The 10,710-nt window shown below is 60.3% G+C and carries 9 protein-coding genes; 3 read left to right on the forward strand and 6 right to left on the reverse strand.

Annotated features, from left to right (window positions below; all coding sequences use genetic code 11):
* Positions 1 to 50: 50 nt before the first annotated feature.
* Entirely contained in the window at positions 51 to 791 is a 741-nt protein-coding gene (locus tag ACE4YL_RS10810) for a tetratricopeptide repeat protein (protein ID WP_461358203.1), read from the reverse strand.
* A 112-nt stretch (positions 792 to 903) separates the two neighbouring features.
* On the opposite strand from ACE4YL_RS10810, the gene ACE4YL_RS10815 reads away from it, so the two are divergent.
* The 3 genes from ACE4YL_RS10815 (at position 904) to ACE4YL_RS10825 (ending at position 4,425) form a co-directional block, all read left to right on the forward strand.
* Complete coding sequence (locus ACE4YL_RS10815) at positions 904 to 2,610, forward strand: Rqc2 family fibronectin-binding protein (protein WP_461369631.1); 1,707 nt, start codon at positions 904 to 906, stop codon at positions 2,608 to 2,610.
* Positions 2,611 to 2,865: 255 nt separating this feature from the next.
* Positions 2,866 to 3,540: a hypothetical protein gene (locus ACE4YL_RS10820; protein ID WP_461358201.1), complete on the forward strand. Its 675-nt coding sequence runs from the start codon at positions 2,866 to 2,868 to the stop codon at positions 3,538 to 3,540.
* A gap of 51 nt (positions 3,541 to 3,591) precedes the next feature.
* Complete coding sequence (locus tag ACE4YL_RS10825; RefSeq protein WP_461358200.1) at positions 3,592 to 4,425, forward strand: RluA family pseudouridine synthase; 834 nt, start codon at positions 3,592 to 3,594, stop codon at positions 4,423 to 4,425.
* Here the strand turns inward: ACE4YL_RS10825 and ACE4YL_RS10830 are convergent.
* The 5 genes from ACE4YL_RS10830 to ACE4YL_RS10850 all read right to left on the reverse strand — a co-directional run.
* Positions 4,422 to 6,434 (reverse strand): ABC transporter ATP-binding protein, encoded by a 2,013-nt coding sequence (locus ACE4YL_RS10830; RefSeq protein WP_461360403.1) that lies wholly within the window; start codon positions 6,432 to 6,434, stop codon positions 4,422 to 4,424. The two genes, ACE4YL_RS10825 and ACE4YL_RS10830, sit on opposite strands and share 4 nt — an antisense overlap.
* 31 nt (positions 6,435 to 6,465) lie before the next feature.
* Entirely contained in the window at positions 6,466 to 8,214 is a 1,749-nt protein-coding gene (locus tag ACE4YL_RS10835; protein ID WP_461359333.1) for an ABC transporter ATP-binding protein, read from the reverse strand.
* A gap of 33 nt (positions 8,215 to 8,247) precedes the next feature.
* Positions 8,248 to 9,225, reverse strand: a complete 978-nt coding sequence (locus tag ACE4YL_RS10840; RefSeq protein ID WP_461359332.1) for a Gfo/Idh/MocA family protein — start codon at positions 9,223 to 9,225, stop codon at positions 8,248 to 8,250.
* A 12-nt stretch (positions 9,226 to 9,237) separates the two neighbouring features.
* A complete protein-coding gene (locus ACE4YL_RS10845) occupies positions 9,238 to 10,209 on the reverse strand; it encodes a Gfo/Idh/MocA family protein (RefSeq protein ID WP_461359331.1) in 972 nt (323 codons plus the stop codon).
* A 117-nt stretch (positions 10,210 to 10,326) separates the two neighbouring features.
* The coding region (locus tag ACE4YL_RS10850; protein ID WP_461369632.1) for an ABC transporter permease at positions 10,327 to 10,710 on the reverse strand (384 nt) is incomplete at its 5' end.

Below are 10,710 nucleotides of genomic sequence, written 5' to 3' on the forward strand. Positions count from 1 at the left end.
CGCGCATTCTTATTCCGGGAAGGGGGAAAATAGTACGCCCCTTACTCTCTTCAGTTGCCCCTACGCAGCTCTTCCAGGCGGGAAGAGACGTGGGCCGCTTGCTCGGCGCGCCCTGCGGCTTCGTAAGCCAAGGCCAGCTGTTCCAAAATGCTGATGGAGCGGGGAGCCAAAAGCTGGGCCAGCTCCAGGGTTTCAATGGCCCCTTCGTATTCACCTAAGTAATACAGGGCCCTGCCTAGACCTAAGCGGGCATCCACAAAGCTGTCCGCGGCGGCCACGGCCAGCTCAAACTCGGCCTTGGCCGCGGGATACTCGCCCCGCTCCAGGGCCACACTGCCCAGCCCGTAGTGGGCCCGGGCCCAGGTTTCCCCTTCCGGGCTGGCCTGGATAGCCAGGCGGAAGCTCTCCTCAGCCTGGTCCAGCAGGCCCATTTCCGCGTAGAGCTCGCCGATGAGGGCGTGCACCCAGGGATCCTCCGGCTGGTCGTAGGCGAAGTCGAGGTAATAACCTAGGGCGGTGCCGGGGCGCTGCAGCGAGCTGTAGATCAGGCCCAGCATGAGCAGGGCTTCTCCCCTCTGGGAGGGATCCTGGACCGCCTTGGTGAACTCGTCACTGGCCAAGGCCAAAAGGTTCACATCCCGGCGCAGCAGGGTTTCCTCCAGCCTTACCGCGTGGTAAAAGAGAAACTGGAAGCCGTTTTGCAAAAAGTCGGCGGCTGGGGCCACCTGGGCCAAAACCACGCCGGAGGCCAGGGCCAGTACCGTTAAGACCAAAAATGTGCGCTTTCTCATGTTCAACAACTCCTTACCCGCTCCTTACTTCTCCATGCACAGCAAATCACCTGCTGAGTTGTGGGCGCAACCGCCAGGTGGTATAATAGGCTGGCGAGGTGGTTCTATGCCCTTGGACGGCCTGACAATCAAGGTTTTAATAGATGAGCTGCGGCCGCGGCTTGTCAATTCCCGCGTGCTTAAAATTTACCAGCCGGAGGCTGCCGCCCTCACCCTGCAGCTTAGGCAGCCGGGCCGGACCGAGACCCTCTACCTTTCCGCGGATCCAGTCTATCCCCGCCTGCACACCTTGGAGGAGCAGCTGGAAAACCCGGCCCAGCCCCCCAGCTTCTGCATGCTGCTCCGCAAGTACCTGGAGACCAGCCGTCTTATGGCCATTGAACAGCGGGGCTGGGACCGCATCGTGCAGCTGCGCTTTGAAGCCCTGGATGAGGCGGGAAGGCCCACCGAGCGCAGTTTGATCCTGGAGATCATGAGCAGGCAGAGCAACCTCTACCTGGTGGATGCGGAGGGCACCATCATCGACGCCCTAAAGCGCTCTCCGGAAAGGAACGTGATGCCTGGGCAGGCTTACCAGCCCCCCTCGGATCAAGGTAAACTGGATCCGGCAGCCCTTGCTCCCCAGGAGTTTATAGATGAAATCCGCCTCCTACCGGTGCAGACCCCCATCGCCAAGTGGCTTGCCGCCACCTTCCAGGGCTTCAGCAAGGCCGCGGCCCAGGAGGTGCTCCGCCGGGCGGGCCTGAGCCCCACCGCCCTCCGGGCGGAATTGGAGGAAGCCCAGTGGCGGAAGGTGCGGAAGGCTTTTGCCGATCTCCTCAGGGAGATCGCCTCCGGCGGCAGCCCCCGCTTCTATCCCGAGCTCGATGATTTTGCCGCCTACACCCTCAGCGGGGAAAGGGGCGTGCCCTTCCCCTCCGCGGACCGTTTAGTTGCCGAGGTGCTTTCCCGCAGGCAGCGGCTCTCCTCCCTCAGCGAGGCCAAGGGCGCCCTGCGGCGGCGCCTGGCCCGGCAGATCAAGCGCCTGGATAATAAAGAAGCCATCCACCAGCTGGCCCTGCAGGAGGCGGAGCGGGCGGATTTGCTCCGCCATCAAGGGGAGCTCCTCACCGCCTATTTCCACCTCATCCGCCCGGGGGCCAAGGCTTTGGAAGTACCCGATTACACCCAAGATGGCCGCCTGATCACCATCGAACTGGATCCCCGCCTTTCCCCCAGCGCCAACATCCAGCGCATCTTCAAGCGCTACCACAAGGCCAAGGCCAGCGGAGTGCACAGCACGGAGCAGCTGGCCGCCATCCGGGCGGAAAGGGAGTATCTGGAAACGATCCTGCTCCAGATCGAGCTGGCGGATACGCCGGCCCTGCTCAGGGAGATCGCCGGGGAACTGGCCAGGGCAGGCTATCTACCCCAGACTTCAGGAAGGAGCAGAAATCGCTCCGCGGGTTCACCGGGGCCCGACCGCTACCTCTCCCCGGAGGGCCTCACCATATTGGTGGGCCGCAACAACAGGCAAAACGACGAGCTCACCTTCCGCTTAACCGGCCCCAACCACCTCTGGCTCCATGCCCGGGGCACCCCCGGCAGCCACGTGGCCATCCTCGGGGAAGGGGAGATCCCGGAAGGCACCCTGCTTTTGGCAGCCCAGCTCGCCGCCTATTTTTCCGCGCAGCGGACCTCCCCCAAGGCTGAAGTGAACTACACCCTGCGCAAGTATGTGCGCAAACCCAAAGGGGCCAAACCGGGCTTTGTCCACTACGAGCGGGCCAAGACCATCATCGTGGATCCCACGGCCTTTACTCCCCCACTTAAACAGTGAGGACAAGAAGCAGGCGAGTTCACTGAGCGTCATCTACGCCTGCCCCTTGTCGCTCTTTACAAATGCAGGTCCCTGGGGGGACCTTTTTTGTTTAACGCATTTTATTCGACTTCGAGGCGTAGATTCCTCTTTTACTAACGGTATTTTTCGCGTTTTTACAAGGTTCATACAACCCCTGGTACCAAGGGGGTTAAGTATAAGCATCTCCTTGAGGGTCATAATAATAGATAAACCAAAGGTAAAGGAGGACTGACCATGACCGCCGAGGAGAAGCAGGGGGCGCTGGCCACCCGGGGGGCGGTACGTCTGTGGACCGAGGAGGAAAAGGATCTGGTCTGGGCGGAAACCCTGAAGGCCAAGGAGGAGAATTTGCCCCTAACCGAGGCCTTCCGGCGCTGCGCAAAGCTGCTGCCCCACCGCTCGGAAGCCGCCATCGGCATGCTTTATTACAACGTCCTGCGCAAAGAGCGTAAAGAACCTTCCCCCAAGCCGAAAACCCCGCCCAAGGCCGCCGACTTTACAGTAGACCCCAAGCTGGTGGAAGCCTTTCAAGGCCTGCCCGAGTTCATGCAGCAGCTGAACAAAAGGATCTCCTCCCTGGAGGAGCGCCTGGAAAACCCCGATCCCGAGTCCATCCTAAGGGCCCTGGCGGGGCTTGCGGGCAGCCTCAGTACAAAGGCCGAACAAGAGGCCCGCCTGCAAGAGCTGGAAGAGGAAAATGCCAGGCTCAAGGAGATCAACGCCGAACTGCAGGAGAGCCTGGCCAAGCTCAAGGCGGCCTACGAGGATGCCCTGGGCATCTATGATCTGTTCACCAACATGGCTTCCATCTCCCAGATCATGAGCTTGGGCGACTTTAAACAGCAGATGAAGACCACTTTAGACAAGTGGGGTAACGTGCTCAATATCACCTTTGCCCGCAGCGTCTAAAGGAATCCCGCAGCCCCTGGCCAATTAGTTACAAAAAACGGAGTAAAGGCTATGCAGGGGAAAATCATCATCAAGCAAGCAGAAGTAAAGCCCAGCGAAGCAGGGCTGGAGCTGGGGGTCTTTGCCCGGGAGGTGCTGGGCCTCTCCAGCCGCAGGCTGCAAAAGGCGGTGCGCACCCAGGGCCTGATGCGCAACGGGCGACCCGCCCACAGCAAAAGCAAACTCCGGGCCGGAGATGTGGTGCAGGTGGCCCTGCCCGCCCAGGAACAGGTGAAAATCCCGGTGGCCAAGGCGGGGGGCCTGCGAATTTTGTATGAAGACGAGTGGCTTTTGGCAGCGGATAAACCGGCTGGCCTACCCACCTATTCTGTAAAAGACCAAGGGGGCCTGGCCAACCAGGTCGCCGGGTATTTCCTCTCCCGGGGGCTGAAGCTCACCCCCCGGCCGGTGCACCGCCTGGATACCCCCGCTTCCGGTGTGGTCCTCTTCGCCAAGGAGGCGGAGGTGCAGGCGGAAATAAGCGCGCTCTGGGCCCAAGGCCAGGTGCGCCGGATTTACTACGCCATCTGCCTGGGAAAGTGGGAGAGGCCGGGCACCATAGAGCTTCCGATCCAGGGCCGGCGGGCTGTAACCAAACTTGAGCCCCTGAAGGTCCATCCCCACTGCACAGAGCTTTTGGTGGAGCTGGTAACGGGGCGCACCCACCAGATCAGAAGGCACCTCGCGGCCCTGGGCCATCCCCTTTGGGGCGATGTGCGCTACGGTGGGCCAAGGGGTCCGCGCCTGGCCCTCCATGCCCTGGAGGTGAGCTTTCCCCATCCCCGCAAAAAAGGAGAGCAGCTGAAAATCTGCTCTCCCCTGCCCGCGGATGAACTCCATCCCTAGCTGCTTACCTGCCGCGCCCCTTCCGGGGCGCTGAAATCCTCCTTGTACTGCAGCAAGAAGAGGTTGTAGTACAAACCCTTCTGGGCCAGAAGCTCCTGATGGGTGCCCATCTCCCGGATCTTGCCCTTATGCAGCACGATGATCTGATCCGCATCCTGGATGGTGGAAAGGCGGTGGGCCACCACCAGGCTCGTCCTGCCCTTGAGCAGCTTCGGCAGGGCATCTTGGATCAGCTGCTCCGTTTCTGTGTCGATGTTGGCCGTGGCCTCATCCAGGATCAAGATGGCGGGGTCATAGGCCAAGGTCCGGGCAAAGGCAATCAGCTGCCGCTGGCCCGCGGAGAGGGTGGAACCCCGCTCTGTCACCGGCTCATCGTACTTTCTCGGCAGCTTTTCAATGAAGTGGTGGGCGTTGACGTAGCGGGCCACCTCTTCGATCTGCTCCCTGGTGATCTCGGGATTCCACAGCCTGATGTTTTCCGCGATGGTGCCGGAAAAGAGGAACACATCCTGCATCACCAACCCGATACTCCGGCGCAGCTCTTCCTTGCGCAAGGTGCGGATATCCTTACCATCGATGAGGATCTGCCCCTTTTGGATGTCGTAAAAGCGGGTGAGCAGGTTCATGATGGTGGTTTTGCCCGCACCGGTGGCCCCCACAAAGGCCACCGTCTGCCCCGGTTCCACGGTGAAGGAGACATCCCTTAACACCCACTCTTCCCCCACATAGGCGAACCAGACGTTCTTAAATTCGATGCGCCCCATCACTTCTCCCAGGGGCACGGGGTTTTCCGGCTCTTTGATCGCGGGCTCTTCATCTTTGATCAGGAAGATGCGCTCCGCGGAGGCCATGGAGGCCTGCATGATGTTGAACTTCTCCGTCAGGTCATTGATGGGCCTAAACATCATCTCCATGTAACTTACAAAAGCGTAAACCACGCCAAACTCGATGCTGCGGCTGAGCAGCAGCGAGCCCCCCACCCAAAAGAGGAGCACCTTGGCTAAAAGATCCATCATGTTGATGGCCGGCCTAAACACGGCATAGACCATGAGCTCCCGCATGCTGGCCCGGTAGTGATCCCGGTTGATCTCTTCGAACTCCTTAAACTTGCGCCGTTCCTGGCGGAAGATCTGCACCACCCGCATGCCGGAGATGGTCTCCGCGAAGTTGGCGTTGATCCGGGCCAAGCGCACCCTGGTCTCCCGGTAGGCGGCCCGGGCCTTGGTGCGGAAAATGGCCGTCATGACCACAATCACCGGCAGCACGCTTAAGGAAGTGAAGGCCAGCCGGGTATCCAACCTAAACATGACGATGATGATGCCTAAAACCATAAAGACATCCTTAAACAGGTTGACCAAAACCCCTGTGTACATCTCGTTGAGGTTTTCGATGTCGTTGGTTACCCTGGTGACCAGCCGCCCCACGGGCTGGCCGTCGAAGAAGCGCAGGGCCAGGCGCTGGATGTGGCTGAAAAGATCCTGGCGGATATCAAAAATGATCCGCTGCCCGGTGTACTGCAAAAGGTAAACCTGCCCGTAGTTGAGCACAAAACCCACGGTCAAAAGCACTAAGAGAAAGAGCCCCAGCCGCAGGATGGCACTGACCTCATAGCGGCGCAGCTCCCTGAGCTCCTCCGGGCTCAGTTCCAAAACGAAGTCGCCGTCAGCGCTTTGGAGAAAGTGCTTCCCCTCTGCTTTCACCAGCTCCAGCCTGGGCCCCCCCGGGAGATCCTCCAGGCGGTCTTCCCGCAGCAGTCCATAGCCCTGGATGGTGACCAGGGCTGGATGTTCGGTGCTGCCTTCCATCACCACATAGGCCCGGTTGGCGGCTAGAATGTGGTCGTCGATGGCCACCTTGATCACGTAAGGAGTGGCCAGGTCGATTGCGGCCACCACCAAAAGGAGGAAAATGCAGCAGAGGATCCAGACCCAATAGGGTTTGGCGTACTTCAGCAGCCGGCGCATTAGGGCACTGTCATAGGCTTTACCAAGTGTTTGTTCTTCCTGCATGTACTGCAACTTCTTCACCTGCCTTCAGCACTCAGCTCACGCTTTCGATCTGTTCTTCCAGGAGCTGCTTGTGGTAAAGCTCTTGGTACAAACCGGGCTGGGCCACCAGCTCCTCATGGGTACCCCGCTGGGTGACCATACCCTCTTCCAGCACCAGGATCTGGTGGGCGTTTTTGATGGTGGAAATGCGGTGGGAAACGATGAGCACCGTCTTCCCCGGGAACACCCGGCGCAGATTCTGGAGGATGGCCTCCTCCGTTTCCGTGTCCACCGCGGAGAAGCTGTCATCCAAGAGCAGAATCTGGGGCTCTTTGATCAAGGCCCTGGCCAGGGCAATGCGCTGCTTCTGGCCGCCGGAAAGGGTTACCCCCCGCTCGCCCACGATGGTGTCGAACTGATCGGGGAATTCCACGATGTTGTGGTAGACTTCCGCGAGCTTGGCGTACTCCATCACCCGCTCCAGGCTGCTTCCGGTGGCGGCGAAGTCGATATTCTCCCGCACCGTGGTGGAGAAGAGGAAGCTGTCCTGGGGCACGTAGCCGATGTTGGTGCGCAAAACCTCCAGGGAAATGTCGTGGATGTCCACCCCATCGAAGAAGATCATCCCCCGCTCCGCATCATAGAGGCGCAAAAGCAGATTGAGCAGGGTAGTTTTGCCGGAGCCGGTGCGGCCTAGAATTCCCACCACCTGCCCTGGAAGGATCTCGGCACTGATCCCCTTCAGCACAGGTTCGGTGGAGCTGGGATAGGCGAAGGTGAGGCTGCGCAGTTCAATCCGGCCCTGGAGTTTGTCCAGGGCGCTTTCCGGGGGATCAACGATCTCGGAGCGCTGGGTGAAGATGGCATCGAGCCTGTCCATGGAAGCTTTACCCCGCTGGATCATGTTGATCACCCAGCTGATGGCCATCACCGGCCAGATCAGCATGCCCAGGTAGCTGTAAAAGGCCACAAAGTCCCCTAAGGTGATGGCTCCATTGAGCACCAAGGAGCCCCCGTAGCCTAAGATAATCACCATGGCCAGGGAAGCGCAGTAGCCGATGAGGGGATGGAACAGGGCGTGCACCCGCACCAAAGCCATGTTCCGCTCCACGTTGAGTTCGTTCACTTCCCTAAAGCGCTCCTCTTCCCTTTTTTCCCGGGCAAAACCCTTGATCACCCTAATCCCGGAGAAATTCTCCTGGGCCCTGTCGGTGAGCAGGCCAAAGGCCTCCTGCACCCGGCGGAAGCGCCGGTGGATCAAGCGGCCGAAGCCCACCCCCACCCCCACCATAAAGGGCAGGGGCAAAAGCGCGACCAACGTGAGCTTCAGGCTGATGGTGCGGGCCATCATGTAGATGGTCGCGGTGGTGAGGAAAACTGCATCAACCGCGCTTACTATCCCCGGTCCGAAGGCCATGCGGATGGCGTGGATGTCGTTGGTGGCATGGGCCATGAGGTCACCTGTCTTGTTGCGGTTGAAAAACTCCGTGGAAAGGCTCTGGAGATGCTCAAAGAACATGTTGCGCAGGGTGTATTCCATCTTCCGGGCGGCACCCATGATGTTGATCCGCCACAGGTAGCGAAACACGGCAATAACCACCGCCAGGCCAACTAAGAACAGGCAGAACCGGCCCAGCTCCGCCCGGGTGAAGGTGCCTTCGGCGATCATGTCGGTGAGCTGGCCGGTCATCTTGGGCATCACCAGCTGCGCGGAGTTGACCACAATCAGGGCTAGAATGCCCACAATGTAATAGCGCCTGTGGGCGCGGAAAAATTCCTTGAGTCGAATGAAGCTGAGAATAGTACTCCCTCCTTGCCCTGGGTTGAAAAAACTTTAACTTAGCCGCACCGGCTGGCCCCGGCGGGCCGACTCGTAGGCGGCCAGGGTTACCTCCAAGGCTTTGAGACCATCCCAACCTGTGATGCTGGGCTCCCGGTCTTCCGCCACTGCCGCCACGAAATCCTTGATTAAACCGTAATCCATATCCCCGCCGTAGAACTCCTGGAGGATCTGGCCCTGTCCATCATCGTAAACCAGGAAGTTCTCGGCGAAGGCATCCAGGTAGATCACCCCTTCGGTGCCCACAAACTCCAAAGTAACATCGCCCCAGGTGGGAAAGGACTTGGGCCTGGACCAGCTGGGGTCTTGGGTCATGATGATACCCCCCTCCAGCTCCAGGGAGAGCATGCCGCAGTCATCCAGGGGTATCCCCCAGATCCTGCTATCCACCTCCGCGTAGACGGAGATGAACTCCCGGCCCAAGAGCCAGCGCACCGCATCCACCACGTGGACGGTGTGGTCCATCACCGCACCGCCACCGGCCAGTTCCCGGTCGATGAACCAGCCCCCGGGCATCTTCCCCCGGTTGGTGCCCCGGATGGCCACAACCTCCCCGATCCTCCCCTGATCTAAGAGATCTTTCACCGCCCGGACCGGCTCGGCAAAGCGGACGGGGAAGGCGATCTGCAGCTTCACGCCGGCCTTGGCGCAGGCGTCGATCATGGCCTTGGCATCTTCTAGATTGGTGGCGATGGGCTTTTCACAAAGCACATGGCAGCCGTGGGCCGCGGCCAGCTCGGTGTACTCCCGGTGGCGGCTGTTCTCCGAGCAGATGATCACCGCATCCACCTGGTCCAAGAGGGCTTCCGCCTCCGGGAAGAACTGGGAGCTAAACCGCTTGGCACCCTCCGCTCCCCGCTTTTGGTCGGGGTCGAAGATACCCACAAGCTGCGCACCGGGGATCTTCTGCAGGGCCGCCCCGTAGCTGAAGGCGTGCATGTGGGCGAGGCTGACTATACCGATCTTAACCATCACCTTCACCTCCTAAAGCTCCACGACCCGGCCGGTTTGGGCAGATTCCAGCGCGGCCAGGGTCACTTTCAGGGACTGGAAGGCATCCTCCACGGTAACCAACGGAGGCCTATCGCCTCTGATGGCCTCGATCATGTCTTGGAGTTCTAGGTAATACGGATGGAGGGTGCCCAGGGGAAGCTCAGCACCGCCCGCCAGCGCGATGGGCTGGGCCCGGCGGCTGTCGTAGTCCACAAGGCCCTTCTCTCCGGCGATCTCCACCGCGGTGTGGAACTCACCGGGGGAGCTGGACCAGCCCGCTTCCACATGGGCGATCACACCGCTCTTAAAGCGAAGCACGATGAAGGCCCACTCCAGCTGGGCGGATGTGCGGCCCCGGGTGCTTTGGGCGTAGACCCGCTGCACATCCCCGAAGAGCCAGCGCAGGTAGTCGATGTCATGCACCGCCAGATCGAGGATCACTCCCCCGCTTAAGTCGAAGTCGGCAAACCAATCGTGCCAGCCCCGGGGAAACTGGCTGCCCCCCCGGGAGGTGCGGGCCACCGCGACCTTACCCAGCCTGCCCTGAACTACGCTCTCCCTGATGCGCACATAGGCCGGGGTAAAGCGCAAAACATGGGCTATGCCGATCTTCTGCCCATACCCGGCGCTGAGCTCCACCAGGCGCTCCCCTTCTTCCAAGGTGCGGGCCAGGGGTTTTTCGCAGAAGATGTGCTTGCCAGCCTTAAGGGCCTCCTGGAAAATGCTGGCGTGGAGATAGGTGGGGGTGCAGATGTCCACCAGATCCACATCTACCGCCTGCAGCAGCTCTTCGATACTACCCACAGTATCTACGCCGTAATCCCGCTGGGCCTGGGCCTGCCGCTCGGGATCGGGATCCGCCACCACCACCAGCTCCGCGCCGGGGATGCTCTGCAGGGCCTGGCTGTGCACCTGACCCATGGTGCCGTAACCTACCACTCCCACTCGGACCAAGCTGATCACCTCGCTTAGCGTATCTCCTTTTCGTATTCTGGAAGCTTGCCCGAAACCCTCCATAAATGCGCCGGCGGGCGCGAAAAAAGGGCCCCAGAAACAGGCCCTTTCCCTCCAGCAGGCCCCCTACTGCCTCCCCTTGGTCACCCTTTCCTCCAGGAAGGAGACGGCGTAGTAAAGCACAACGGAAACAGCCAAAAGCAGAAGCACACTGGCCATGACCAAAGACATGTTGAACACCTGGCCGCCGTAGACGATTAAGTAGCCCAGACCGGCTTTGGAGGCCAAAAACTCACCTACAATGGTCCCCACCAGGGATAGGCCCACATTCACCTTCAAAGCGGCAATCATGGTGGGGATGCTCGCGGGGATGATCACCTTCCAGAGGACCTGCCCCTTGCTGGCTCCAAAGGTTCGCACGAGCTTCACCTTGTTGGGGTCCACTTCCTTGAAACCGGTGTGCATCATCATAATGGTGACGATGATGGAAACGGCGATGGCCATGGCCAC

Source organism: Candidatus Darwinibacter acetoxidans, from assembly GCF_041936445.1.
Classification (GTDB): domain Bacteria; phylum Bacillota; class Limnochordia; order Darwinibacteriales; family Darwinibacteriaceae; genus DTU010.

Bases quoted from the DNA above. Each gene is read 5' to 3' on its own strand.
- ACE4YL_RS10830 (WP_461360403.1), bottom strand. From the start codon at position 6,434: ATGCAGGAAGAACAAACACTTGGTAAAGCCTATGACAGTGCCCTAATG.
- ACE4YL_RS10810 (WP_461358203.1), bottom strand. From the start codon at position 791: ATGAGAAAGCGCACATTTTTGGTCTTAACGGTACTGGCCCTGGCCTCC.
- ACE4YL_RS10820 (WP_461358201.1), top strand. From the start codon at position 2,866: ATGACCGCCGAGGAGAAGCAGGGGGCGCTGGCCACCCGGGGGGCGGTA.
- ACE4YL_RS10825 (WP_461358200.1), top strand. From the start codon at position 3,592: ATGCAGGGGAAAATCATCATCAAGCAAGCAGAAGTAAAGCCCAGCGAA.
- ACE4YL_RS10840 (WP_461359332.1), bottom strand. From the start codon at position 9,225: ATGGTTAAGATCGGTATAGTCAGCCTCGCCCACATGCACGCCTTCAGC.